At 67.6% G+C, this 25745-nt stretch carries 21 protein-coding genes; 7 read left to right on the top strand and 14 right to left on the bottom strand.

The window, feature by feature from the left end:
- The 6 genes from mmsB to BLT86_RS07410 all read right to left on the bottom strand — a co-directional run bounded on the left by mmsB (nucleotide 1) and on the right by BLT86_RS07410 (nucleotide 7446).
- Nucleotides 1-891, bottom strand: a complete 891-nt coding sequence (gene mmsB / locus BLT86_RS07435; protein ID WP_003239747.1) for a 3-hydroxyisobutyrate dehydrogenase — start codon at nucleotides 889-891, stop codon at nucleotides 1-3.
- 36 nt (nucleotides 892-927) lie between these two features.
- Nucleotides 928-1701 (bottom strand): enoyl-CoA hydratase, encoded by a 774-nt coding sequence (locus tag BLT86_RS07430; RefSeq protein ID WP_092375759.1) that lies wholly within the window; start codon nucleotides 1699-1701, stop codon nucleotides 928-930.
- 46 nt (nucleotides 1702-1747) lie between these two features.
- Entirely contained in the window at nucleotides 1748-3256 is a 1509-nt protein-coding gene (locus BLT86_RS07425; RefSeq protein WP_003239750.1) for a CoA-acylating methylmalonate-semialdehyde dehydrogenase, read from the bottom strand.
- 100 nt (nucleotides 3257-3356) lie between these two features.
- On the bottom strand, nucleotides 3357-5057 hold the full coding sequence (locus BLT86_RS07420; protein WP_003239754.1) for an AMP-binding protein: 1701 nt from the start codon (nucleotides 5055-5057) through the stop codon (nucleotides 3357-3359).
- Between the two features lie 416 nt (nucleotides 5058-5473).
- Entirely contained in the window at nucleotides 5474-7123 is a 1650-nt protein-coding gene (locus BLT86_RS07415; protein ID WP_092375755.1) for a cation acetate symporter, read from the bottom strand.
- Nucleotides 7120-7446 (bottom strand): DUF485 domain-containing protein, encoded by a 327-nt coding sequence (locus tag BLT86_RS07410; RefSeq protein WP_092375753.1) that lies wholly within the window; start codon nucleotides 7444-7446, stop codon nucleotides 7120-7122. The genes BLT86_RS07415 and BLT86_RS07410 overlap by 4 nt, the downstream gene beginning before the upstream one ends.
- 311 nt (nucleotides 7447-7757) lie before the next feature.
- Here BLT86_RS07410 and BLT86_RS07405 point away from each other — a divergent pair, with 311 nt between their 5' ends.
- Nucleotides 7758-8708: a LysR family transcriptional regulator gene (locus BLT86_RS07405; RefSeq protein WP_092375746.1), complete on the top strand. Its 951-nt coding sequence runs from the start codon at nucleotides 7758-7760 to the stop codon at nucleotides 8706-8708.
- Between the two features lie 60 nt (nucleotides 8709-8768).
- On the opposite strand, the gene pqqE is transcribed toward BLT86_RS07405, so the two are convergent.
- From pqqE to BLT86_RS07370, 7 genes are all read right to left on the bottom strand, one after another.
- Nucleotides 8769-10013 carry a pyrroloquinoline quinone biosynthesis protein PqqE gene (pqqE, locus tag BLT86_RS07400; RefSeq protein ID WP_231976604.1) on the bottom strand — a complete coding sequence of 415 codons (1245 nt, stop codon included), beginning with the start codon at nucleotides 10011-10013 and terminating at the stop codon, nucleotides 8769-8771.
- A 46-nt stretch (nucleotides 10014-10059) separates the two neighbouring features.
- Nucleotides 10060-10338 carry a pyrroloquinoline quinone biosynthesis peptide chaperone PqqD gene (gene pqqD, locus BLT86_RS07395; protein WP_092375744.1) on the bottom strand — a complete coding sequence of 93 codons (279 nt, stop codon included), beginning with the start codon at nucleotides 10336-10338 and terminating at the stop codon, nucleotides 10060-10062.
- 82 nt (nucleotides 10339-10420) lie between these two features.
- Nucleotides 10421-11173 carry a pyrroloquinoline-quinone synthase PqqC gene (pqqC, locus tag BLT86_RS07390; protein WP_092375741.1) on the bottom strand — a complete coding sequence of 251 codons (753 nt, stop codon included), beginning with the start codon at nucleotides 11171-11173 and terminating at the stop codon, nucleotides 10421-10423.
- An 87-nt stretch (nucleotides 11174-11260) separates the two neighbouring features.
- On the bottom strand, nucleotides 11261-12175 hold the full coding sequence (gene pqqB, locus BLT86_RS07385; RefSeq protein WP_092375739.1) for a pyrroloquinoline quinone biosynthesis protein PqqB: 915 nt from the start codon (nucleotides 12173-12175) through the stop codon (nucleotides 11261-11263).
- A 78-nt stretch (nucleotides 12176-12253) separates the two neighbouring features.
- The gene (gene pqqA, locus BLT86_RS07380) at nucleotides 12254-12325 is read right to left on the bottom strand and encodes a pyrroloquinoline quinone precursor peptide PqqA (RefSeq protein WP_003239771.1); all 72 of its coding nucleotides are present in this window, start codon (nucleotides 12323-12325) and stop codon (nucleotides 12254-12256) included.
- Between the two features lie 61 nt (nucleotides 12326-12386).
- Nucleotides 12387-14474 (bottom strand): PQQ-dependent dehydrogenase, methanol/ethanol family, encoded by a 2088-nt coding sequence (locus tag BLT86_RS07375; RefSeq protein WP_092375736.1) that lies wholly within the window; start codon nucleotides 14472-14474, stop codon nucleotides 12387-12389.
- A gap of 48 nt (nucleotides 14475-14522) precedes the next feature.
- Entirely contained in the window at nucleotides 14523-15431 is a 909-nt protein-coding gene (locus BLT86_RS07370; RefSeq protein WP_092380354.1) for a transporter, read from the bottom strand.
- Between the two features lie 255 nt (nucleotides 15432-15686).
- On the opposite strand from BLT86_RS07370, the gene BLT86_RS07365 reads away from it, so the two are divergent.
- Nucleotides 15687-17591 (top strand): sigma-54-dependent Fis family transcriptional regulator, encoded by a 1905-nt coding sequence (locus tag BLT86_RS07365; protein WP_092375733.1) that lies wholly within the window; start codon nucleotides 15687-15689, stop codon nucleotides 17589-17591.
- A gap of 96 nt (nucleotides 17592-17687) precedes the next feature.
- On the opposite strand, the gene BLT86_RS07360 is transcribed toward BLT86_RS07365, so the two are convergent.
- Nucleotides 17688-19178 carry an aldehyde dehydrogenase family protein gene (locus BLT86_RS07360; RefSeq protein WP_092375729.1) on the bottom strand — a complete coding sequence of 497 codons (1491 nt, stop codon included), beginning with the start codon at nucleotides 19176-19178 and terminating at the stop codon, nucleotides 17688-17690.
- Between the two features lie 303 nt (nucleotides 19179-19481).
- Between BLT86_RS07360 and BLT86_RS07355 the strand changes: the two genes are divergently transcribed.
- From BLT86_RS07355 to BLT86_RS07335, 5 genes are all read left to right on the top strand, one after another.
- Nucleotides 19482-21173 (top strand): AMP-binding protein, encoded by a 1692-nt coding sequence (locus BLT86_RS07355; RefSeq protein WP_092380351.1) that lies wholly within the window; start codon nucleotides 19482-19484, stop codon nucleotides 21171-21173.
- Nucleotides 21174-21243: 70 nt separating this feature from the next.
- Nucleotides 21244-22284, top strand: a complete 1041-nt coding sequence (locus BLT86_RS07350) for an AraC family transcriptional regulator (protein ID WP_092375726.1) — start codon at nucleotides 21244-21246, stop codon at nucleotides 22282-22284.
- Between the two features lie 69 nt (nucleotides 22285-22353).
- Nucleotides 22354-23121, top strand: a complete 768-nt coding sequence (locus tag BLT86_RS07345; RefSeq protein WP_092375723.1) for a 3-hydroxyacyl-CoA dehydrogenase — start codon at nucleotides 22354-22356, stop codon at nucleotides 23119-23121.
- A 90-nt stretch (nucleotides 23122-23211) separates the two neighbouring features.
- Nucleotides 23212-24399 (top strand): acetyl-CoA C-acyltransferase, encoded by a 1188-nt coding sequence (locus BLT86_RS07340; protein ID WP_092375720.1) that lies wholly within the window; start codon nucleotides 23212-23214, stop codon nucleotides 24397-24399.
- Between the two features lie 183 nt (nucleotides 24400-24582).
- Nucleotides 24583-25710: an acyl-CoA dehydrogenase family protein gene (locus BLT86_RS07335; protein ID WP_092375717.1), complete on the top strand. Its 1128-nt coding sequence runs from the start codon at nucleotides 24583-24585 to the stop codon at nucleotides 25708-25710.
- Nucleotides 25711-25745 lie beyond the last annotated feature (35 nt).

Here is a 25745-nt window from a genome sequence, read left to right as displayed (position 1 = left end):
TCAGGCTTCCCGACGGAACAGGTTGATGATCGCGGAGAAGTCCAGGCCGCCATGGCCCTGCAGGCTGAAGGTTTGGTACAGCTGCTGGGCGGTGGCGCCGAGCGGCACCGGCTGGCGCGCGTGGCGTGCGGCATCGGTGGCCAGGCCGAGGTCCTTGAGCATCAGGTCGCTGCCGAAGCCACCGCTGTAGCCGCGTGCGGCGGGCACGTTGTCCAGCACGCCGGGGAAGGGGTTGTACACCTCAGAGCTCCAGCAACGACCGCTGGAGGTGTTGATGATGCCGGCCAGCACCTTGGCGTCCATGCCCAGGGCCACGCCCAGTGCCATGGCTTCGGCGACGCCGACCATGGAGATGCCCAGCAGCATGTTGTTGGCGATCTTGGCCACCTGGCCGTTGCCGGCGCTGCCGCAGTGCACCACGTTCTTGCCCATGGCCGAGAGGATCGGCAAGGCCTGGTCGAACACGCTGACCGAGCCGCCGACCATGAAGGTCAGGGTACCGGCGGCGGCGCCGCCGGTGCCGCCGGAAACCGGTGCATCGAGCATGGGATTGCCCTGGGCGGTGGCCAGGGTCGCCACCTCGCGGGCGCTCAGCGGGTCGATGGTGGAGCTGTCGATCAGCAACACGCCCTGGCCGACATGGGCCAGCAGGCCGTCCTTGCCCAGGTAGACCTGTTTCACGTGGGCGGCGGTCGGCAGCATGGTGACGATCACCTCGACCCCCGCCTTGGCCACCGCGGTGGGCGAGGCGGCGGCGCTGGCGCCGGCCTCCACCAGCGCGGCGACCGCCTGGGTGAAGGGGTCGAAGACGGTCAGGCTGTGGCCGGCCTTGAGCAGGTTGCGGGCCATGGGGGCGCCCATGTTGCCGAGGCCGAGAAATCCGATATGCATGGTGGATACTCCGTAGATGAGGGTGGCGGCAGCGATTCAGTGATGGCGGAAGTTCGGCGCACGCTTGGCGACGAAGGCCTGCATGCCTTCCTTCTGGTCGTGACTGGCGAACAGCGAGTGGAACAGGCGGCGCTCGAAACGCACGCCTTCGGCCAGGCCGATCTCCTCGGCGCGGTTGACGCATTCCTTGATCATCATCGCCGCCGGCAGCGATTTGCCGGCGATGCCGCGGGCCGCTTCCAGGGTGCGTTCCAGCAGCTCGGCGGCCGGCAGCACGCGGGCCACCAGGCCGGCGCGCTCGGCCTCTTCGGCATGCAGCTGGCGGCCGGTCAGGCACAGCTCCATGGCCTTGGCCTTGCCCAGCGCGCGGGTCAGACGCTGGGTGCCGCCGATGCCGGGGATCACCCCCAGGCTCAGCTCCGGCAGGCCGAAGCGGGCGTTGTCGGCGGCGTAGATGAAGTCGCACATCAGCGCCAGTTCGCAGCCGCCGCCCAGGGCGTAGCCGGCCACCGCGGCGATGATCGGCTTGCGCCGCGCGGCGATGCGGTCGGCGGCGGCGAAGAAATCGTCCAGGTAGATCTGCGGGAAGCCCTTGTCGGCCATTTCCTTGATGTCGGCGCCGGCGGCGAAGGCCTTGGCCGAGCCGGTGACGACCAGGCAGCCGACCTCCGGGTCGGCCTCCAGGCGGTCGAGGGCCTGGTTCAGTTCTGCGATCAGCTGGCTGTTCAGCGCGTTGAGCGCCTGCGGCCGGTTGAGGGTGATCAGGCCGACGCGCTCGCGCACCTCGACCAGCAGGGTTTCGTAGTTCATCGGCGTGTTCCTGGCGGGGCCGGCGCGCGGGCGCCGGCCCGGGTGGTCATTTCAGGGTGATGGTGGTGTTCACCGCACCGCCGTCGGCATCCTCGTCGAACCAGCGCTGGGTGACGGTCTTGGTCTGGGTGTAGAAGGTCACCACCTGCTTGCCGTAGGGGCCCAGGTCGCCGAGCTTGGAGGCGCGCGAGCCGGAGAAGGAGAACAGCGGCACCGGCACCGGGATCGGCACGTTGATGCCCACCTGGCCGACGTCGATCTCTTCCTGGAAGTGCCGCGCGGCGGCGCCGGAGCGGGTAAACAGGGCGGTGCCGTTGCCGTTCGGGTTGGCGTTGATGATGTCGATCGCCTCCTGCAGGCTGGCGGCCTGCATCACGCACAGCACCGGGCCGAAGATTTCCTCGCGGTACACGGTCATCTGCGCGGTGACTCCGGAGAAGATGGTCGGGCCGACGAAGTTGCCGTCCTGATAGCCCGGCACGTGCGGGTTGCGACCGTCCAGTTCCAGCTTGGCGCCTTCCTCGACGCCCTTGGCGATCAGGCCGGTGATGCGCTCCAGGGCGGCGCAGGAAATCACCGGGCCGATATCGGTGCCCGGCTCGGTGCCGGCATTCACCTTGAGGGTCTTGGTGCGTTCGATCAGCTCGGGCAGCCAGGCCTGCGCCTCGCCGACCAGGATCACCACCGGCAGGGCCATGCAGCGCTGGCCGGCGGCGCCGAAGGAGGCGCCGAGCAGGTTGTTGAGGGTCTGCTGCTTGTTGGCGTCGGGCAGCACGATGGCGTGGTTCTTCGCCCCCATCATGCACTGTGCGCGCTTGCCGTTCTGGCTGGCGCGGTTGTAGACGTGGGTGCCGACCTGGGTCGAACCGACGAAGGACACCGCCTTGATGTCCGGGTGGTCGCACAGCAGGTTCACCGCATCGACACCGCCATGGATGACGTTGAGCACGCCCTTGGGCACGCCGGCCTCCAGGGCCAGTTCGACCAGGCGCATGGTCACCAGCGGGTCCTGCTCGGACGGCTTGAGCACGAAGGTGTTGCCGCAGGCGATGGCCATGGGGAACATCCACAGCGGGATCATCGCCGGGAAGTTGAACGGGGTGATGCCGGCGCATACGCCCAGGGGTTGCAGCAGGGTGTAGGTATCGACGCCGCCGGCGACGTTGTTGGCCAGCTCGCCCATCTGCAGGGTGCCGATGCTGGCGGCATGCTCGACCACTTCCAGGCCGCGGAACACGTCGCCTTCGGCATCGGGCAGGGTCTTGCCCTGTTCGGCGGTGAGCAGGGCGGCCAGCTCCTTGATGTTGTCGCGGATCAGTTGCTGGTATTTGAGGAAGATCCGCGCGCGGGCGCCGATCGGGGTCTTGCGCCAGGTCTTGAAGGCTTCCTTGGCGGCGGCCACGGCGGCGTCCATCTCGGCGGCGGTGGCAAAGGGCACGCGGGCCAGCACCTGCTGGGTGGCCGGGTTGACCACGTCGCGCCACTGGGTGGTCTTGGATTCGACGAATTCGCCGTTGATGAGCAGCTTGACGCTGGGAACGCTGGAAGAGGTCATTTTCGGTCCTGCCTGCTTTCTTGAGGTCGAGTGGGTCCCCTCGGCCGATGCGGCCGAGCGGTCGGGGTGGTTTGCGGAGGGCCGGCGTGCCGGCCCGGTTTCAGCCCTTGAGCTGCGGGAAGTCTTCTTCGAAGTATTCCTGCGCGCCGCGTTCGCCCTGGCGGCGCTGCACTTCCATCTGCCGCAGTTCGACCCGGCGGATCTTCCCGGAGATGGTCTTGGGCAGCTCGGTGACGAACTCGATGCGGCGCACCCGCTTGTAGGGCGCCAGGTGCTCGCGGGCGAAGGCCAGGATGTTTTCCGCCAGCGCGGCGCTGCCGGGCTCGTCGTGGGCGAGGATGAGGAAGGCCTTGGGCACGGCCAGGCGTACCGGGTCCGGGCTCGGCACGACCGCCACCTCCATCACTGCCGGGTGCTCGATCAGTGCGCTCTCCAGCTCGAAGGGGCTGATGCGGTAGTCGGAGGCCTTGAACACGTCGTCGGCGCGGCCAACGAAGGTGACGTAGCCGTCGGCGTCGACCGACGCGGTGTCGCCGGTGCGGTAGTAACCGCCGCGCATCACCTCGGCAGTCTTCTCCGGGCTGTCCTCGTAGCACAGCATCAGGCCCAGCGGATGGGGCTCCAGCGGCAGGGCCACCTCGCCGTCGCTGGCCGGCTGGCCGTCGGGGTCGAGCATGCACACCCGGTAGCCGGGCAGCGGACGGCCCATCGACCCGGGTTTGAGCGGCTGGCCGGGGGTATTGCCGACCAGGGCGGTGGTTTCCGACTGGCCGAAACCGTCGCGCAACCACAGGCCCCAGGCATGCTGGATCTGCTCGATGATCTCCGGGTTGAGCGGCTCGCCGGCGCCCACCAGTTCGCGCAGGCGCAGGCGGCCTTTCAGGCTGGCCAGGTCTTCCTGGATCAGCATGCGCCATACCGTGGGCGGCGCGCACAGGCTGGTGACGCCGTATTTTTCCAGCACGCCGAGCAGGGCCGGAGCGCTGAAGCGGGCGACGTTGTGGATGAAGATGCAGGCGCCGGCGTTCCACGGCGCGAAGAAACAGCTCCAGGCGTGCTTGGCCCAGCCCGGCGAGGAGATGTTCAGGTGCAGGTCGCCCGGCTGCAGGCCGATCCAGTACATGGTCGAGAGGTGGCCGACCGGGTAGCTCTGGTGGCTGTGCAGGACCATCTTCGGTTTGCTGGTGGTGCCGGAGGTGAAGTACAGCAGCATGGGGTCGGTGGCCAGGGTGGTGCCCTCGGCAGTGAACGCGCTGGCGTGCTCCGCGTAGGCCTGGTGCGGGGTCCAGCCCGCCACTGGTGCACCGACGCAGATGCGCGTGCAGTCTGCGGCCAGGTCGGCGAACTTGCCGGTGTGCTCGCTGCCCACCACCAGGTGGCGTACCTGGCCGCGATCGATACGGTCGCGCAGGTCCTCGGCGGTGAGCAGGGCGGTGGCCGGGATCACCACGGCGCCGAGCTTGAAGGCGGCGAGCATGGTTTCCCACAGGGCGATATGGTTGCCCAGCATCAGCAGCATGCGTTCGCCACGGCGCACGCCGAGGGCGCGCAGGTGGTTGGCCACGCGGTTGGAGCGCTCGGCCAGTTCGGCGAAGCTGTAGCGCTGCTCGCTGCCGTCTTCCTCGACTATCCACAGCGCCGGCGCCTGGTTGCCCTCGGCCATGGCGTCGAAGTAGTCCAGTGCCCAGTTGAACTGGTGCAACTGCGGCCAGCGGAAGTCGCGCACCGCGGTGGCGTAGTCGGTGCGGTGGGCCAGGAGGAAGTCGCGTGCGGCGACGAAGGGTTGGCTGTTGCGGTTCATGGCGGTTCTCCTGCGATCGGCGCGGTACGGGCGGTCAGGCGGCGCGGTGGCCGGCATGGACGAGGCACATGCGGGCGGTCGATGGCGGGAGGAGGGTGGCAGCGGAGGATGGTTTCATGGCGAGTGCCCTTGTTTATTTTTGTTGGGACTGGCCCGGTTTTATCACCAGGCTGGTGAGTCCAGTATAGGTAGGCATTGTTAGGATAAGAACACGTATGGATTCAGGTGCGATATGCAAAAATGTTGCATGTCGCGCAGCGATGTCCCCCATGGCTTCTCGACGGTCCGGCCTGGCGGTGGGGATGAAGGGAAGGACCTGATACGCAGGCATAAAAAAGCGCGACGCAAGGAACTTGGTCGCGCTTGGGGCCTAACGCCCCAGGGAGGCGCCAGGGGTTGGCGCCACGTGGGTCGCGTCAGTGACTGCTGGCGGCGGCTGCGCCGAAGCCGGTCTGGGCCCGCACGAACTGATCGGCGTAGGCGGCGCGCTCGGCCTGGGCACGCTTGCTGCGGTCCAGCTTGGAGACCAGCACTATGGTGACGAAGGCCAGCGGCATGGAGAACAGCGCGGGCTGGTCGTAGGGGAACAGCGCCTCGGCATGGCCCAGCACGCCGACCCACACCGAGGGCGAGCCGATCACCAGGGCCAGGGCGCTGATCAGGCCGGCCAGGCCGCCATAGACCGCACCACGGGTGGTCAGGCCGTCCCAGTACATGGCCATGATCAGCACCGGGAAGTTGGCCGAGGCGGCCACGCCGAAGGTCAGGCCGACCAGGAAGGCGATGTTCATCTGCTCGAAGAGAATGCCCAGGCCGATGGCGACCATACCGATGGCCACCGTGGCGATGCGTGAGACGCGCATCTCGTCCTTCTCGTTGGCGCGGCCTTTCTTCAGCACCGAGGCGTAGAGGTCATGGGAGATGGCCGAGGCGCCGGCCAGGGCCAGGCCGGCGACCACCGCGAGAATGGTGGCGAAGGCCACGGCGGAGAGGAAACCGAGGAACAGGTCGCCGCCCACCGCCTTGGCCAGGTGCATGGCCACCATGTTGCCGCCGCCGATCAGGGCGCCACCGAGCTTGCCGTCGACGAAGTACTGCGGGTCGCCGCCGACGATGACGATGGCGCTGTAGCCCAGGGCGCAGACCACGAGGAAGAAGAAGCCGATGAACAGCGTGGCGAACAGCACCGAGCGTCGCGCCTCGCGGGCGTTGGGCACGGTGAAGAAACGCATCAGGATGTGCGGCAGGCCGGCGATGCCGAAGACCAGGCCGAGCGACAGCGACACCGCATTGATCGGGTCGGCCAGCAGGGAGCCGGGGCCCATGATCTGCGCGCCGCTGGCATGCAGGGCCACGGCCTGCTCGGCCAGCGTCTCGAAACTGAAGTCGAAACGCGCCAGTGCCAGCACTGCCAGGGTGGTGCCGCCGCCGAGCAGCAGCACCGCCTTGGTGATCTGCACCCAGGTGGTGGCGAGCATGCCGCCGAAAATCACGTAGACCAGCATCAGCGCACCGACCACCACCACCGCGGTGCTGTAGTCGAGGCCGAACAGCAGCTTGATCAACTGGCCGGCGCCGACCATCTGCACCACCAGGTAGCAGCACACCACGGTCAGCGAGCCGAGCGCGGCGAAGCTGCGCACGCGGGTCTGGTCCAGCCGGTAGGAGACGATGTCGGCGAAGGTGTAGCGGCCCAGGTTGCGCAGGCGCTCGGCCATGAGGAAGGTGACGATGGGCCAGCCGACAAAGAAGCCGATGATGTAGACGAAGCCGTCGTAACCCCGGGCGAACACCAGGCTGGACAGGCCCAGCAGGGTGGCCGCCGACATGTAGTCGCCGGCGATCGCCAGACCGTTCTGAAAGCCGCTGATACCGCCGCCGGCGCTGTAGAAGTCGGCGGCCGAACGGGTGCGCCGCGCCGCCCACCAGGTGATCGCCAGGGTGGCGATGACGAAGACGAAGAACATGCCGATGGCATGCAGGTTGAGCGGCTGTTGTTCGGCCGTCAGTGGCGCGGCCTCGGCCAGTGGTGCGCAGAGCGCGAGCAGGAGGGCTGGACGTTTCATACCTGGGACTCCTCGAGGATCTGCGCGCTGAGCGTGTCGAAGTGCAGGTTGGCGCTGCGTACGTACCAGAGGGTGAGCAGCCAGCACAGCAGGATCAGCGCGGCTCCCAGGGGCAGGCCCAGGCTCAGGTTACTGCCGGCGTACAACGGCAGGTGCAGCCAGCCGGGAGCGAAGGCCACCAGCATGATGAAGCTGTAGTACAGGGCCAGCACCAGGCCGCTCAGGGCCCAGGCGAGGCGGGCGCGGCGGCGAGCGAGGTTCTGGAACTTGGGATTGCTGCGTATCAGTGCGCAGGTCAGCGCATGCTTGGCGTGACTACTCATGCTGGTGCTCCGTGGTTGTTGTTGTCGGATCGGTGCGGTTGCCGTCGCGCATGGCACGCGAACGGCGCGGTGAGGAGATCAGTGCCTGGGCGGGCGAGGGCGGTGCGGTTGTCGTCGACGGCGCAGTGAGCGCATGACGGCGCGGCGGCAGTGCGATCCGCAGCGGCCATAAGCGCCGGTGGTCGACCATGCGTTCATGCGATAAGCCCTGAATTGTTGTTGGAGGGGCCGGCCCGATCTGGTCAGGCGTTGTGTCAGGGAGTATATGTAGGCGTATTTACTCTATGTATTGACAAATAAGCCTGACTCATATGCAAAAAAACATGGTACTGGGGCGGATCAACTGGGACGACCTGCGCTTCTTCCTCGAAGTGGCGCGCACTCGCACCGCCAGTGCGGCGTCGCGCAGGCTGGGGGTGGACTACACCACGGTGTCGCGGCGCATCCGCAGCCTGGAGCAGAGCCTGGGCGCGCTATTGTTCGAGAAGTCGCGCAGCGCCGGCTTCGTTCTGACCAGCGAGGGGCAGCGCCTGCTGGGACACGTGGAGAGTCTGGAGGGCACGCTGCAGGTCGCCTGCGAACAGGTCTCCGGCAGCACCGGCGGGCTCGCCGGGCATCTGCGCATCGGTTGCACCGAGGCTTTCGGCTCCTGCTTCGTCACGGCGCAGATGAGCCATTTTCTCGACCACTACCCGAACATCTCGGTGGACATCCTGCCGGTACCGCACTTCATCAGCCTGTCGCGGCGCGAGGCGGACATCGCCATCACCCTGGAACGCCCGGAGCGCGGCCCCTATGTCTGCTCGCGGCTGTGCGACTACCGCCTGCGCCTGTACGCCACGCCCGGCTACCTGGCCAACCACGCGCCGATCCGCAGCCGCGACGACCTGGCCGGGCATGCCTTCGTCACCTACGTCGAGGACCTGGCGTTCAGCTTCAAGTTGCTGTACCTCAACGACCTGCTACCCGGTGCGCACAGCCGCCTGCGCAGCACCAGCGTGGTGGCCCAGTACCATGCGGCCCTGGAGGGCCGCGCGCTGGCGATACTGCCGTGTTTTCTCGCCGGCCCCGATCCGCGCCTGCAGGCGGTACTGCCGGACGAAGTCGAGGTGATGCGGCAGTTCTGGATGTACTACAGCGAGGATCTGCGCAAGCTCAAGCGGGTCACCCTGGTGGCCGAGTACCTGCGTGCCTGCGCCGAACTCAACCGCGGCCTGCTGCTGGGCGAGTCGACGGAGATGGCGTACCTGCCGAGCCTTTAGGCCGGCGGGCAACCTGCTCGGCGCCCCAGATGCTGTCGGGATCGGTGCGCACGGCGCACCCTACGCCTTGCATATGATTCGCGAGGCCTTCTTGTTGCGGTACTGCAGCTCGCCCAGCCCCAGCGGCGCCTCGTCGGCCTGGCGGCGCGCCGCGAGAATCACCTCATGGTGCGCCGACTTGCTGCACACCGGGTCGGCGTTGCTGGCATCGCCGGTGAGCATAAAGGCCTGGCAGCGGCAGCCGCCGAAATCCTTGTGCTTCTCGTCGCACGAACGGCACGGCTCCGGCATCCAGTCGTCGCCACGAAAGCGGTTGAAGCCGAAGGAATGCCGCCAGATATGTTCGACGCTGTGCTCGCGCACATTGGGGAACTGCACTGGCAGCTGCCGCGCGCTGTGGCAAGGCAGCGCGGTACCGTCTGGAGTGATGTCGAGAAACAGGTTGCCCCAGCCGTTCATGCAGGCCTTGGGGCGCTCCTCGTAGTAGTCGGGAGTGACGAAGATCAGCTTGCAGGGGTGGTTCTCCGCCGCCAGCTTGTCGCGCCACTGGTTGGTGATGCGCTCGGCGCGCTCCAGCTGCGCACGGGTTGGCAGCAGGCCGGCGCGATTGAGTTCGGCCCAGCCGTAGAACTGGCAGGTGGCGAGCTCGACGAAGTCCGCCTCCAGCTCCAGGCACAGCTCAATGATGCGCTCGATATTGTCGATGTTGTGCCGATGGGTGACGAAGTTCAGCACCATCGGGTAGCCATGGGCCTTGACCGCGCGGGCCATGGCCAGCTTCTGCGCGAAAGCCTTCTGCGAGCCGGCCAGGAGGTTGTTCACCTCCTCGTCGGCGGCCTGAAAGCTGATCTGGATATGGTCCAGCCCGGCCTCGGCGAATTCGGCGATACGCGCTTCGGTCAGGCCGATGCCGGAGGTGATCAGGTTGGTGTAGTAGCCCAGGCCGCGCGCGGCCGCAATCAGCTCGGTCAGGTCCTGACGCACCAGCGGCTCGCCGCCGGAAAAGCCCAGCTGCGCCGCGCCCAGCTCACGGGCCTGGCGGAACACCTCGATCCACTCGGCGGTGCTGAGCTCGGCGCCCTGCTGGGAGAAATCTAGCGGATTGGAGCAATACGGGCACTGCAGCGGGCAGCGGTAGGTCAGCTCGGCCAGCAGCCAGAGCGGCGGGCCGACCTCGACGGAGCGTTGCAAGGCTCTCTGCGTGGCCGAGGCACCGTTAGGAACGGGGTGGATCGCCGGCTCGGTCGCATGCTCTTGTACGTGTTGCACGCCGTGCTTCTTCGCCTGCTCCTGCGGGGCCGTCATCGGTACAGCCTCGGCGGCTTCGCCGACGCCTTGCAACGGTCCGCGGTCAGCGCAGTTCGATCCAGAACTGGGCATGAGCCACCTCGATGAACTGCTGCACATCGTCGCCCAGCTCCGCGACGTCGGGATAGCGCGCCTCCAGCTCGGCGACGATGTCCGCGACGCTGCGCTGGCCGTCGATCAACTGGAGAATCTCGCCGGCGCTGTCGTTGAGTTTGATCATGCCCTCGGGATAGAGCAACACGTGGCAGCCCTGGGCCGGCTCGAACTGCAGGCGGAAGCCGCGGCGGATGGCGGGGACGTTGGGCAGGATGGTCGAGGTCATGGTTGCGGCTCCGTCGTGGTGCGCGCGGCGCACCCTACGTGGAATGCGGCCGTAGGGTGCGCCATGCGCACCGCTGTCTTGATCATAAAGCGATCCCCCGATGCCAGACGCGCTCGGCCGTCACCGTGTGATACGGAGGGCGCTCCAGCTCGTAGGCCATACTCATGGCGTCGAGCATGCTCCACAGTACGTCGAGCTTGAACTGCAGGATATTCAGCATGCGCTCCTGTGCCTCACGGGTGCGGTAGTGTTCGAGGGTGATGCGCAGGCCATGCTCGACGTCGCGCCGCGCCTGGCTCAGGCGATTGCGGAAGTAGTCGTAACCGGCCGCATCGATCCACGGGTAGTGCTGCGGCCAGGCGTCCAGGCGCGACTGGTGGATGGTCGGGGCGAACAGCTCGGTCAGCGAGCTGCTGGCCGCCTCCTGCCAACTGGCGCGGCGGGCGAAGTTGACGTAGGCGTCCACGGCGAAGCGCACGCCGGGCAGCACCAGCTCCTGCGACAGCACCTGCTCGCGGTCGAGGCCGACCGCCTCGGCCAGGCGCAGCCAGGCTTCGATACCGCCTTCCTCGCCTGGCGCCCCATCATGGTCGAGGATGCGCTGAATCCACTCACGCCGGGTCTCGCGATCCGGGCAGTTGGCCATGATCGCCGCATCCTTGAGAGGAATATTGACCTGATAGTAGAAGCGGTTGGCCACCCAGCCCTGTATCTGCTCGCGGGTGGCGCGGCCTTCGTACATGGCGCGATGAAACGGATGATGGATGTGGTACAGCGCGCCCTTGGCGCGCAGCGCCTGCTCGAATTCGGCAGGGGTCATGGCAGCTTGGCTCATCAGGATCTCCGATACGCGTTGCCGTAGGGTGCGCCGTGCGCACCAGCATTCTTTGAAGTGCGCACAGCCTGGGCGGCCCCGCACACCCTACAAATGGATGCTCATGCCATCGAACGCGACCTCGATGCCGCGCGCGTCCAGCTCGGCGCGCTCGGGCGAATCCAGGTCGAGAATCGGGTTGGTGTTGTTGATATGGATCAGGATCTTGCGCGCCGCCGGCAGCCCCTCCAGCACCTCGAGCATGCCGCCTGGGCCGCTCTGCGGCAGATGGCCCATCTCGCTGCCGAGCTTGTCGCCCACCTCGCACCGGCGCATCTCGTCGTCGCGCCACAGCGTGCCGTCCACCAGCAGGCAATCGGCGCGGCGCATCCAGCCCAGCAGCGGCTCGTCCACCTGACCCAGGCCGGGGGCGTAGAACAAGGTTCCCCCCGTGCGCAGGTCCTCGATAAACAGGCCGATGTTGTCGCCCGGATGCGGATTGCCGCGGTGCGGCGAATACGGCGGCGCGCTGCTGCGCAGGGCGATGGCGGTGAGGCGCAGCCCAGGACAGGCGGGGATGGTGAACGGCTTGGCATCCAGCTCGATCAGCTGGTGCTGCAGGCCGCCGTTCCAGTGGCTGAGCATGTTGAACAGCGGAAAGCCGCTGGTCAGGTCCTGATGGACCATCTCGGTACACCAGACCTGGTGCGGGCAGCCTTCGCGCAGGGTCAGCAGGCCGGTGCAGTGATCGATCTGGCTGTCGAGCAGGACGATGCCGGCGATCGCCGTGTCGCGCAGCTGGCGCGCCGGTTGTAGCGCCGGGAAGGCCTCGAGCTGGGCGCGGATGTCCGGCGAGGCATTGCACAGGACCCACTCGCCGCCGTCATCGGAAAGGGCGATGGACGACTGGGTACGCGGCTGCGCCCGCAGGGTGCCGGCGCGCACGCCGCGGCAGTTGCGGCAGTTGCAGTTCCACTGGGGAAAACCGCCGCCGGCGGCGGAACCGAGAATCCGAATATGCATCTGGGCCTCGCGCGGCAAAAATCAGGCCCCGGCAGGCCGGGGCGGGAAACGCGGCGCGCCAGGCGCGCCGCGGCAGGCTCAACGGTTGGCGAAGTACAGGGTCACTTCGAAGCCGATGCGCAGGTCGGTGTAGCTAGGTTTGGTCCACATGCTGCTGTTCCTCCGGTGCTTGGGGTGGTGTCCACGGGCGGGCCGAGCCCGCCCATGGGGGTCAGGGTCTGGCGGCTTGCTGCGCCTTGAGATGGTCCTCGTACTCGCGGCTCATCACATAGGCCTTGATCTGTTCCACCTCGGCCGCGCTCAGCGAGTTCTTGAAGGATGGCATGCCCAGCGGACGGAGGATGCCGTCCCGGACGATCTGCTGGAAGTTGTCGCGGCGCCATTGATCCGTATGGCGCAGGTCGGGGATCAGGCCGCCGCTGACGGCGCCGACGCCGTGACACATCGAGCAGTAGTTGCCGTACAGCAGCTTGCCGGCGTCCAGGTCCGCGGCACTCGCTTGGACCGCTTGCGGCGTGCGCTGCACGGCGGCCGTGGTCGCCTGCGGCAGCGGCGGCAGGCTGCTCTGGCCGCCGAGCTTGAACACCAGCAGGCGGCTGAGGTTGCGCACCCCGGGCGCCAGCGCCGCGTCGCCGCCGATCAGCGGCGCCACGCCGCCCCAGCCGGCCATGACCGCCACGTACTGTTCGCCGTCCAGGCTGAAGCTGATGGGGGCGGCGACTATGCCGGTCTGCGCGGCGAAGCTCCACAGGCGCTGTCCCTTGTCCGCCGAGTAGGCGTGCAGCTGGCCGTCGGCGGTGCCCTGGAACACCAGGTTGCCGGCGGTGCTCAGGGTGCCGCCGTTCCAGTAGAAGCTATGCGGCACGCGCCAGGCCTCGCGCTGGCGTACCGGGTCCCAGGCCAGCAGGGCGCCGCTCACCGCATCGCGGGGTATCTCGTGGGTGTCGCTGAAGCCGGTACCGGTGTTGAAGCCGTCGATCTTTTTGAACGTGGCCCCCTCGTTGCGATAGACGCCGGGGATTTCCTGGTAGGGGATGTACATCAGCCCGGTCTGCGGGTTGAACGACATGGAGTGCCAGTTGTGCGCGCCGAACGGGCTCGGCCACATCACCACCTGCTCCTTCTCGTAGCGCGAGCCGGGCACCTCCACCGGGCGGCCGGTGGCCAGATCGACCTTCTCGGCCCAGGTCACCTTGCCGAACTTTTCCGCCGAGAGCAGTTCGCCGGTGGCGCGATCGAGCACATAGAAGAAGCCGTTCTTCGGCGCCTGCATCAGCACCTTGCGCGGCTTGCCGTCCAGCTCCAGGGTGGCCAGGGTGATCTGCTGGGTGGCGGTGAAGTCCCAGGTTTCGCCCGGTGTGGTCTGGTAGTGCCAGAGCAGCTTGCCGCTGTCCGGGCGCAGCGCCAGGATCGACGATAGGTACAGGTTGTCGCCGCCGCCCGGACTGCGGATCTCGCGGTTCCACGGCGAACCGTTGCCGGTGCCGATGTACAGCAGGTCCAGCTCCGGGTCGTAGGCCATGCTGTCCCACACGGTGCCGCCGCCGCCGAGCTTCCAGTACTGGTCGCCCTTCCAGGTCTTGGCCGCTTCGGCCAGCTCAGGGTGCTCGTAGGGCTGGGCCGGATCGCCCGGCACCGTGTAGAAACGCCAGGCCATCTTGCCGGTCTCGGCATCGTAGGCGGAGAAGAAGCCGCGCACGCCGTACTCGGCGCCGCCGTTGCCGATGATCACCTTGCCCTTCACCACCCGCGGCGCGCCGGTGATGCTGTAGGGCTTGGCCGGGTCGGTGGTCTGCTCGCTCCACAGCTCGCGGCCGGTCTTGGCGTCCAGGGCGATCAGGCGGCCGTCCAGGGCGCCGACGTAGACCTTGCCGTTCCACAGGGCGACGCCGCGGTTGACCGCGTCGCAGCAGGCGTAGCGAGAGCGGCCGCGATCCACCTGGGGATCGAACTGCCACAGGCGCTTGCCGCTGCGCAGGTCCACGGCCATCACCCGGCTCCAGGACAGCGAGGCGTAGAGCACGCCGTCGGACACCAGTGGGGTGGCCTCCAGGCCACGGTTGTTTTCCAGATCCAGGTACCAGGCCAGGCCCAGCTTGCCGACGTTGCCGGCGTCGATCTGCTTGAGCGGGCTGAAGCGCTGCTCGGCGTAGGTGCGGCCATGGCTGAGCCATTCGCTGCCGTCTTGCTCGCTGGCACGGATGGCGGTCTCATCGACCTTGGCGGCCTGGGCGCCTGTGGCGACCAGCAGTGCGGTGAGCAGGCAGACGAAACGGCGTGATTGGATGAGGTTAGGCATCACGCGAAACTCCTGTTGTTGTTGGAATGGGAAGGCAGGCGGCGGTGCTTAGAAAACGTGTAGCAGGCGCAGGTTGACCCGTCCCTGCTCCTTGAAGCCGTTGTCCACCGAGAGGTCGCGGCCGAAATTGACCAGCAGCTGGTCGCGCGGGGTGAAGAACCAGCTGGCGCCGACGTTGAACTTGCTGGTGTTGGGTTTATCGTCCATGTCCAGGCCATCCACCTCGGTCTCGCCGCCCCACAGGCGCGAGACGCCGGCGCGCAGGTCGAAGCGCTCGTTGACGTGGTAGCGCAGGAACGCCTGGGCCTGGAACAGCGGCTTCTGCTTGAGAGTCTGGCTGGCGGGGCCGAAGTCGTCGTTCTTGCCGAAGAAGGTCACGTCGCCCACCAGGTCGAGGCTGAACTTGTCGCCCAGGCCCTCGATGTAGCCGGCCTGCAGCGCACCTTTCCAGCGGTTCTCGCCGAGGTTGATGGCGCGGTCGTTGTCGTAGCTGCCGGTGGGCAGCCAGAGGTAGGGGGTGATGCCGAAGTAGCGGCGCTGTTCCGGCTGGTTCACCAGCCATACGGTGGCGGCCAGGATCAGGTCGCCGGTGCCGCTGTCGCTGCCCAGGGCCGACAGGTCGTCCTTGGCGCGCACGTTGCCGAAGGGCAGGAGGAACTGCGGGTCGACGATGTAGCCGCCCAGTTCCATGAAGTGCACGCCGCGCAGGATACCGATATCCGAATCCAGGCCGGCATCCAGTGGCAGCTTGTCGCCGTTGGCGTAGAGGCGGTTGCGTTCGGCGTGCTGGTAGTAGAGCAGGCCCAGGTTGGTGCCGGCGGGCAGGGCGGTGTAATCGCCGGCGTCTACGTCGAGCGCCGAGGCACTGGCGCAAAAGCCGCTCAGCAGGCCGAACAGCGAAGCATGCAGCCACTGCCGGGCCGGTTTGGGCCGAGCCGCATCTATGCTCATTTTCATGACATCACCTTTATTGTTTTGGTTTAAGATCTTGGCGCTGCCGGTTTTTTCTCCGGAGGCTGTGAAGTCATTGAGCAGAGTCTGTGCCAGCTTTTTTGGCTGGAAGAAAATCAAGCTGAATCAATGATTTGTATAACAACAAGAGTCCTCGAACAGGGCGCGGGCGCCGTCTCGCCGTGAGGCTGTCTCGAACTGAGACAGTGGCCCTGGGGCGGGCTGGCCCAGTTCGAGACACCCGGCCGTGAGACGCATGCCATGCACAGATCCAGCGACCCTTCCGCAACGCCCACCTCGGGCAAGCATCTGGTCGATTCCCAGGTAGTCGCCCGCTCCTGGCAGCGCTCGCAGCACTACGGCCTGTGCCAGCGCGACAAGCTGCTGTTCGAGGCGCCATTGGTGGCCAGTGGCAAGCAGATCGCCGAGCGCGACCGTCTGCTGCTGGACTGCGCGATGCCCGAGATGCAGCAGTTGCACGCGGCGCTGGCGCCGCAGGATTGGGTATTGGCCTGCATCGATCTGGAAGGCGTGGTGCTCAGCAGTCTGAGCGGGCGCGGCGCCGGCACCCGTGAGCTGAGCCAGGTGTTTCGCATCGGCGCGCAGCTTTCCGAGCAGAACGTCGGCACCACGGCACCGGGCTGCGCCCTGGCCGAGCGCGAGTCGGTGTTCTTCGTCGGCGAGGAGCACTATCTGGAGGAGGCCCGCCAGTTCTCCTGCCTGGCCACGCCGATCTTCGGTCTGGACGGCGGCATAGTCGGGGTGCTGGACGCCAGCAGCCGGCAGGGCGCGCCTTCGGTCTACACCCTGGAGTCGCTGGTGTTCGCTGCCCGCGCCATCGAGAACCGCTTGTTCGCCCAGCTTGGCGAGGTGCTGCTGGTGCATCTGCACCATCGCCTGGACATCCTCGGCACGCCGCTGGAGGGGCTGCTGGCCTTCGACCCGGCGGGCAAGCTGCGCTGCGCCAACCGCATCGCCGGCCAGTTGCTGCGTATGGGCGAGGTGCGCGCGGGCCTGGACTTCGCCGAACTATTCGACATGCCCTTCGCCCACGCCGCCTGTTTTCGCCGCCATGACCTCAGTGCGCCGCTGCGCCTGCGCAGCCACCACGGCGGCGAACTGCACGCCTGCATCACTCAGGGCCCGCCTCAGCGAACGGCGCCGATGCTGGCCGAGGCACCGCGCCCGCGGCGCAGCGCCGAGCCACTGCCGACACCGCACAGCGGTGCCTGCCTGCAGGACCCGGCGCTGCAGGATGCCCTGGCGCGGGCGCGCAAGGCCTTCGCCCGCGACATCCCGGTGCTGATCAATGGCGAGACGGGCACTGGCAAGGAGGTCTTCGCCCGCTTGCTGCACGAGAGCAGTGCGCGGGCCGGCGAAGCCTTCGTGGCCATCAACTGCTCGTCGATTCCGGCCAGCCTGATCGAGTCGGAGCTGTTCGGCCATGTCGAAGGCGCCTTCACCGGCAGCCGCAAGGGCGGCGCCATCGGCAAGATCGAGCAGGCGCACAAGGGCACGCTGTTTCTCGACGAGATCGGCGACATGCCGCTGGAGCTGCAGGGCCGTCTCTTGCGCGTGCTGCAGGAGCGCAGCCTGAGCCGCCTGGGCAGCAACCAGCTGATCAAGGTGGACTGCGCGCTGATCTGCGCCACCCACCGCGACCTGCAGCAGCTCAGCGCCGAGCAGGGCTTTCGCGAGGATCTCTACTACCGCATCAACGGCCTGCGCGTGAGCCTGCCGGCACTGCGCGAGCGGCGCGACCTGGCGGCGCTGATCCAGCACCTGCTGCGCGCCGAGACCACCGCACAGCAGCCTCTCCAGCTGAGCCCGGCGGCGCTGCAGGCGCTGCTGGACTATCACTGGCCGGGCAATATCCGCCAGCTCTACCAGTGCCTGCGCCTGGCTGCGGCGCTGGCCGAGGACGACGGCGAGATCGGTGTGCAGCACCTGCCGGACGAGGTGCGCGCCGGCCGCGGCGAACAGGCCGCGACGGTGGCGGGGGAAGGGCTGACGTTGGCGGCGGGGAGTACGCTGCAGCTTGCCGAGGCGCGGGCCATTCGCGCCGCGGTGGAGGCCGCCGGCGGTAACCTCTCGGCCGCCGCGCGCAGCCTGGGTATCGCCCGCGCGACGCTGTATCGCAAGCTCAAGGGGATGGAGCAGGGGTAGCAGGCCGCTCGCCTGCGTGATGTCTGGCACGTCACCGGCGCGCCCGGAATAAAAAAGGGCGGAGGGCCGCTCGGGACAGCCCCCCACCCGTAAAACTCACAGCTTGATCATCACCGTCTTCAGTTCGGTGTAGTGCTCGATGGCGGCGGCGCCCATCTCGCGGCCGATGCCGGAGAGTTTGTGGCCGCCGAACGGCAGGGCCGGGTCGAGGGCGCTGTGGCAGTTGACCCACACCGAGCCGGAGCGGATGCGCGGAATCATCCGGTGCACCGCGCCGAGGTCGTTGGACCAGATGCTGGCGCCCAGGCCATAGGGGTTGTCGTTGGCCAGGCGCACCACCTCGTCGATATCGTCGAAGGGCATGGCCACCAGCACCGGGCCGAAGATTTCCTCCTGGACCAGGCGGTGGCGCTGGTCGACGTCCACCAGCACCGTCGGCTGAACGAAGTAGCCGGGGCCGAAGCCTTCGCCGCCGCAGGCGACGGTGGAGCCAAGCTCGCGGCCCAGGTTGATGTAGCCGGTGACCCGATCCTGCTGCTTGGCGGAGATCAGCGGGCCCATCTGCACGCTGGGGTCGAGGCCGTTGCCCAGCTTCATGCCGTTGGCGATGGCGGCGATGTCGGCCACCACGTTGTCGAAGTGCTTGCGCTGCACGTACAGGCGCGAGCCGGCGCAGCACACCTGGCCCTGGTTGAAGAAGATGGCGCTGGCGGCCCCGGCGGCGGCCTGCTGCAGGTCGGCATCAGCCAGCACGATGGTCGGCGATTTGCCGCCCAGCTCCAGGGTCACGCGGGTCATGTTGTCCATGGCCGCCTTGCCGATCTGCTTGCCCACCTCGGTGGAGCCGGTGAAGGTCAGCTTGTCCACTCCGGGGTGGCTGGACAGCGCGGCGCCGGCGTTCAGGCCGGTGCCGGTGACCACGTTGAACACCCCGGCCGGGTACCCAGCCTCCAGAACAAGCTCGGCCAGTTTCAGCGCGCTCAGCGGGGTTTCGTCGGCCGGTTTGAGCACCAGGGTGCAGCCGCTGGCCAGCGCCGGACCGAGCTTCCAGCAGGCCAGCAGCAGCGGAAAATTCCAGGCCACGATGGCGCCCACTACGCCCACCGCCTCGCGGCGGATATAGGCGTGGAAATCCTCGTTCGGCATCAATGGCAGAGATGGCTCAACCGTGCTGCCTTCGATCTTGGTGGCCCAGCCGGCCATGTAGCGCAGGAAGTCGATGCACAGTTGTACGTCCATAGCGCGGGCGACCTGGGCGCTCTTGCCATTGTTCAGGCATTCCAGCTCGGCCAGCACGTCGGCGTCACGCTCGATCAGGTCGGCCAGGCGCCACAGCAGGTTCTGCCGTTCGCGCGGGCGGGTGCGGCTCCAGGCGGAGTCGTAGAAGGCAGTGCGGGCGGCCTGCACGGCGCGGTCCACGTCCGCGGCGCTGGCCGAGGGGACGCTGGCCAGCGGCTCGCCGGTGGCCGGGTTGCGCACCTGCAGGCTATTGCCGTTGGCGGCATCCAGCCACTGGGCGCCGATCAGCATGCGTTGCGGTCGGGCAAGGAAATCGAGGGTTTTGCGGTGTAGCGGTAGGGTTTCCATGGACGAAGCCTCTTGTTGTGGTTTTGTGTCGGGGCTTGAGCAACGCCTGTGCCAGTGCCGGCAAGGCCGTGCCAGATTGCGTCTGCGGGCTTCCGCTGGCGGTCGCGGGGCTGGCCAGGCTGTATCGAAGACATACAGCTGTCGCAAAACGAGACAGCTGCACCGCTCCGATTGAAACCGCGCAGCGGTAGCAGGCGCTGGGAACAGACGGCTTGCGTCTCCTTGGCATGCTTCCTGTTGGGAGTGCCGGCGATCTCCGCGCTCGCGGATTCCCCATAACAAGCACAACAAATGGGTACCGACATGACTCAGCTCAGCTACACCCGCGGCCCGCAGGACAACCCCCTGCTGGCCATGACCATAGGCGAAGCCTTCGACGCTACGGTGCGCCTGCACGCACGCAGAGAGGCGCTAGTAGTGCGCCATCAGAGTCTTCGTTACAGCTGGGGCGAACTAGCCGAGGTAGTCGAGGGCTGCGCCCGCGGCCTGCTCGCCCTCGGCCTGCTGCCGGGCGATCGGGTCGGCATCTGGGCACCGAACTGCGCCGAGTGGTGCATCGCTCAGTTCGCCATGGCGAAGGTCGGCGCGATCCTGGTCAACATCAATCCGGCCTACCGTCTTAGCGAGCTGGAGTACGTACTGAAGCAGTCCGGCTGCCGCTGGCTGATTTGTGCCGAGCAGTTCAAGAGTTCCGACTACCACGCCATGCTCGCCGAGCTGATCCCGGAGTTGGCCGATAGCCCGCCCGGTGGGCTGCATGCCACGCGGCTTGCCGACCTGCGCGGAGTGATCAGCCTGGGGCGCACGCCGACCGCCGGGATGCTCGGCTGGGCCAAGCTGCTTGGCCTGGCCGGGCAGATCTCGCGCGACGTGCTGCGTCGTCGTCAGGCCCAGTTGCAGTTCGACGACCCGATCAACATCCAGTACACCTCGGGCACTACCGGCTTTCCCAAGGGTGCGACGCTGAGCCACTACAACATCCTCAACAACGGCTACATGGTCGGCGAGAGTCTGGGGCTGAGCGAACAGGACCGCATGGTGATCCCGGTGCCGCTGTACCACTGTTTCGGCATGGTGATGGGCAATCTCGGTTGCATGACCCACGGCAGCACCATGATCTATCCCGGCCCGGCCTTCGAGCCGCTGAGCACCCTGCAGGCGGTGGCCGAGGAGCGCGCCACGGTGCTGTATGGCGTGCCCACCATGTTCATCGCCGAGCTGGATCACCCGCGCCGCGCCGAATTCGATCTGTCCAGCCTACGCACAGGAATCATGGCCGGGGCGACCTGCCCGATCGAGGTGATGAAGCGGGTGATCGGCGAGATGCACATGGCCGAGGTGCAGATCGCCTACGGCATGACCGAGACCAGCCCGGTGTCGACCCAGACCGCGGCGGACGACGACCTGCAGCGCCGCGTGGCCAGCGTCGGACGTACTCAGCCGCACCTGGAGAGCAAGGTGGTCGATGAGCACGGGCGCATCGTCGCGCGCGGGCAGATCGGCGAGCTGTGCACCCGCGGCTACAGCGTGATGCTCGGTTACTGGAACAACCCCGAGGCCACCGCCGAGGCGATCGACGGCGCGCGCTGGATGCACACCGGCGACCTGGCGGTGATGGACGAGGCGGGCTACCTGAGCATCGTAGGGCGCAACAAGGACATGATCATCCGCGGAGGCGAGAACGTGTACCCGCGCGAGATCGAGGAGTTCCTGTTCGGCCACCCGGCGGTGGCCGACGTGCAGGTGATCGGCATTCCCGACAGCAAGTACGGCGAGGAAGTGGCCGCCTGGGTCAAGCTGCACCCGGATCAGGTCCTCACCGCCGAGGCGCTCGCCGAGTACTGCAAGGGGCGCATCGCCCACTTCAAGGTGCCGCGCCATTTCCGCTTCGTCGAGGAATTCCCCATGACCGTAACCGGCAAGGTGCAGAAGTTTCGCATGCGCGAACTGATGCAGGCCGAGCTGGCACCGCCGCTGCGCCTGGTCGGCCGCTGAGCGGCTGGCCTCGCGTCGGCGGCGCAGGCAAACTGGCCCGCGTTGCAGGACGGGGCTGACGCGGGGCGGCATGGCAGTGGAGAAGGGCACCATCTCGGTACAACTGGTCGGCGAGGCGTTGCTCGAGGCGCGCCGCCGCGGGCTCGACGTGGCGGCGCTGCTGGAGCGCGTCGGCCTGCCTGCACAGGCGCTGGAGCGCCCCTACGGGCGTGTGCCTTCGGCGCTCTACGGGCAGCTCTGGCGCGCCCTGGCGGCGAGCATGGACGACGAGTTCTTCGGCATGAACGCCCGGCGCATGAAGGCCGGCAGCTTCGCCTTCATGGCTGCCATCGCCCTGCGCGAGCCCACCCTGGGCGCGGCGCTGGAACGGGTGCTGGCCTTCTGCGGACTGGTCTTCGACGGCCTCAGCCCGCGTCTGGTGCAGCAGGGCAGCCTGGCCGAAATCGCCCTGGACGAGCCGGACGGCCAGCACAGTCGGGCCTTCGCCTACTTCACCCTGTGGCTGATGGTGCATGGCCTGCTGTGCTGGCTGGCCGGCCGGCGCCTGCCGATCCTCGGCATCGACCTGCGCTGTCCCGCGCCGGGCTATCTCGAGGACTACCGGGTGATGTTCTGCGACAACCTGCGCTTCGAGCGCCCCTCCAGCCGCCTGCTGTTCAACGCCGACTGCCTGGCGCAGCCGGTGCGCCGCAGCGAGCGCGAACTGAAGCGCTTTCTGGCCGGCGCACCAGCCAATATCCTGGTGCGCTACCGCGACCCGCAAAGCCTGGGGGCGCGTATCCGTGCCTATCTGCGCTCGCTGAGCGCCGCACGCTGGCCCGACTTCGAGGCGCTCAGCAGCCATTTCTACATGGCGCCCTCGACCCTGCGCCGCAAGTTGGCCCAGGAGGGCCAGTCGTACCAGGGGCTCAAGGATCAGGTGCGGCGCGAACTGGCTATCACCCGCTTGGATGCCGGCGAGGGCGATTTCGTCGAGCTGGCCGGCGTGCTCGGTTTCGCCGACATCAGCGCCTTCTACAAGGCGTTCAAGAAGTGGACCGGCTCTACGCCGGGGCAGTACCGCGCGCTGATACACCCGACGCCCGATTGTCCAAAGCGCTCAGAGCGATAGACGACTTTCGCCATTGTCGACGGCGGCGCTCGGCGCGAGCATGGTTCTGACTCGTTGCTGGAGCGTGCTATGCGTATCGAAGATTCCGTATTTCTGATCACCGGTGGCGGCTCCGGCCTGGGCCTGGCCGCTGCCCGTCAGCTGCTCGGCCAGGGCGGCAAGGTGCTGCTGCTGGACATCAATGCCGAAGCGGGGCAGCGCGCTGCCGCAGAGCTGGGCGAGGGCGCCCGCTTCGTGCAGGCCGACATCATCCGCGAGGAGGATGGCCGTGTGGCCGTGGCGCAGGCACTGGAAGCCTTTGGCGCCGTGCACGGGCTGGTCAACTGCGCCGGTATCGCACCGGCCGAGAAGGTCCTGGGGCGCAGTGGCGTGCATGGCCTGGACAGCTTCCGCCGCACCGTCGAGGTCAACCTGGTCGGTAGTTTCAACCTGCTACGCCTGGCCGCCGAGGCCATGGCGCAGAACCCGCCGAATGCCGAGGGCGAGCGCGGGGTGATCGTCAATACCGCTTCGGTGGCGGCTTTCGACGGGCAGATCGGTCAGGCCGCCTATGCCGCCTCCAAGGGCGGGGTGGCCGCCATGACCCTGCCGGCGGCGCGCGAGCTGGCGCGCTCGGGCATCCGCGTGATGTGCATCGCCCCGGGCATCTTCGAGACGCCGATGATGGCCGGCATGCCGCAGGAGGTGCGCGACTCGCTGGCCGCCGGCGTGCCGTTCCCGCCGCGCCTGGGCCGCCCCGAGGAATACGCCGCGCTGGTGCGCCACATCGTCGAGAACCCCATGCTCAACGGCGAGGTGATCCGCCTCGATGGCGCGCTGCGTATGGCGGCGAAGTAACCGACACATGACCCGGATTGCATCCGCCCGGGGTGAGCTGATCGACCTGGCCGCAATCCATGGCACACCAACGACTTTCAGGAGACAACCATGTCTGCAACCGATCCGGTCGTGATCGTCAGCGCCGCCCGAACTCCCATGGGCGGTTTTCTCGGTGACCTGGCCGGCCTGTCCGCCGCCGAACTGGGCGCCGCCGCCATTCGCGCCACCCTGCAGCGCGCCGGACTCGCGGCCGAGGCGGTGGATGCCGTGCTGATGGGCTGCGTGCTGCAGGCCGGTCAGGGCCAGGCCCCGGCGCGCCAGGCGGCGCTCGGCGCGGGCCTGAGCCAGGCGGCGCAATGCACCACGCTGAACAAGATGTGCGGCTCGGGCATGCAGGCGCTGATGCTCGGCCACGACCAACTGCTGGCTGGCAGCGCCGAGGTGCTGGTGGCCGGCGGCATGGAAAGCATGTCCAACGCGCCGTACCTGCTACAGCGCGCCCGCGCGGGCTATCGCATGGGCCACGGCCAGGTGCTCGACCATATGTTCCTCGACGGCCTGGAAGACGCCTACGAGCGCGGACGGCTGATGGGCACCTTCGCCGAGGACTGCGCGCAGAGCTACGGCTTTACCCGCCAGGAGCAGGACGCCTACGCCCTGGAGTCGCTGCGCCGGGCGCAGCAGGCGATGGAGGCCGGCCATTTTGCCGACGAGATCGTCGCGCTCGAGGCTCCTGCCGGGCGCGAGCGGCGCCTGATCGCCGCCGACGAGCAGCCGCCCAAGGCCAGGCCGGAGAAGATTCCCACGCTCAAGCCGGCGTTCCGCGACGGCGGCACGGTGACCGCGGCCAACTCCAGCTCGATTTCCGACGGCGCTGCGGCCCTGCTGCTGATGCGCCAGTCCGAGGCCGAGCGGCGAGGCCTGAGTCCGCTGGCGCGCATCGTCGCCCATGCCGGCCATGCCCAGGCGCCGAACCTGTTCACCACCGCGCCGGTCACCGCGATCCAGCGCGTGCTGGCACGCAGCGGCTGGAGCCTGAACGAAGTGGACCTGTACGAGATCAACGAGGCCTTCGCGGTGGTGCCCATGGTGGCCATGCGCGACCTGGAGATCCCCCACGCCAAGCTCAACGTGCACGGCGGCGCCTGCGCCCTCGGCCACCCCATCGGCGCCTCCGGTGCGCGCGTGCTGGTGACCCTGCTCAATGCCCTGAGCCAGTACGGACTCAAGCGTGGCGTGGCCTCCGTGTGCATCGGCGGCGGCGAGGCCACCGCGGTGGCCATCGAAAGGTTGTGAAGCAAAAACCATTGATGCGCACGACCCGGGCGGCGCCGCACACCCTACGAATCGCCTTCGGTACGTAGGGTGCGCCGTGCGCACCGCTGACTACGGAAAATACTCTCGGTGCGCATGGCCTAGACGGCCCCGCGACATCCGAGCGGTCCTGTCATTGATCAACCCGCATTATCGGAGCCAGCCATGCTGCCCAACGAAGAACAACTACTGATCCGCGACATGGCCCGCCAGTTCGCCCAGGAACGGCTTAAGCCCTTCGCCGCCGACTGGGACCGCGAGCATCGCTTCCCTGCCGAGGCCATCGCCGAGATGGGCCAGTTGGGCTTTATGGGCATGCTGGTGCCGCAGCAGTGGGGCGGTGCCGAAACGGGTCATCTGGCCTACGCCATGGCCCTGGAGGAGATCGCCGCGGGCGACGGCGCCTGTTCTACCATCATGAGCGTGCACAACTCGGTGGGCTGCATGCCGATCCTCAAATACGGCAGCGAGGCGCAGAAACAGCGTTTTCTCCGTCCGCTGGCCGAGGGCAGCATGCTCGGTGCCTTCGCCCTGACCGAGCCGCAGGCCGGCTCCGACGCCAGCGATCTACGCACCCGCGCCCGGCGCGATGGCGATCACTACGTGCTGAGTGGCGCCAAGCAGTTCATCACCTCCGGCAGCCATGCCGGCATGGTCATCGTGTTCGCCGTCACCGATCCGCAAGCCGGCAAGAAGGGCATCAGCGCCTTTATCGTACCCACCGACACGCCAGGGTTCTCGGTGGTGCGGGTCGAGGACAAGCTCGGTCAGCACGCCTCCGACACCTGCCAGCTCCAACTCGACGACGTGCGCATTCCGGCCGACCTGCGCCTGGGTGAGGAGGGCGAAGGCTATCGCATTGCCCTGGCCAACCTGGAAGGTGGGCGCATCGGCATCGCTGCGCAATCAGTGGGCATGGCCCGCGCCGCGTTCGAGGCGGCGCGTGATTACGCCCACGAGCGGGTGACCTTCGGCAAGCCGATCATCGAACACCAGGCGGTGGCGTTTCGCCTGGCCGACATGGCCACGCAGATCGCCGTGGCGCGGCAGATGGTGCACCACGCGGCGAGCCTGCGTGAGGCAGGCCAGCCATGCCTGACCGAGGCGTCGATGGCCAAGCTGTTCGCCTCGGAGATGGCCGAGCGGGTGTGTTCGGCGGCGATCCAGACGCTAGGCGGTTATGGCTACCTGAAAGATTTCCCGGTCGAGCGCATCTACCGCGACGTGCGCGTCTGCCAGATCTACGAAGGCACCAGCGATGTGCAGCGGATGGTGATCGCGCGCAGTCTGTAAGCGTAAGGTACGCATCCTGCGCACCGATGCCTTGC

Origin of the sequence: Pseudomonas sihuiensis (assembly GCF_900106015.1) — a bacterium.
Taxonomy (GTDB): domain Bacteria; phylum Pseudomonadota; class Gammaproteobacteria; order Pseudomonadales; family Pseudomonadaceae; genus Aquipseudomonas; species Aquipseudomonas sihuiensis.
The sequence above is the reverse complement of the archived record's forward strand: the minus strand, read 5'-3'. Positions and strand labels throughout refer to the sequence as shown.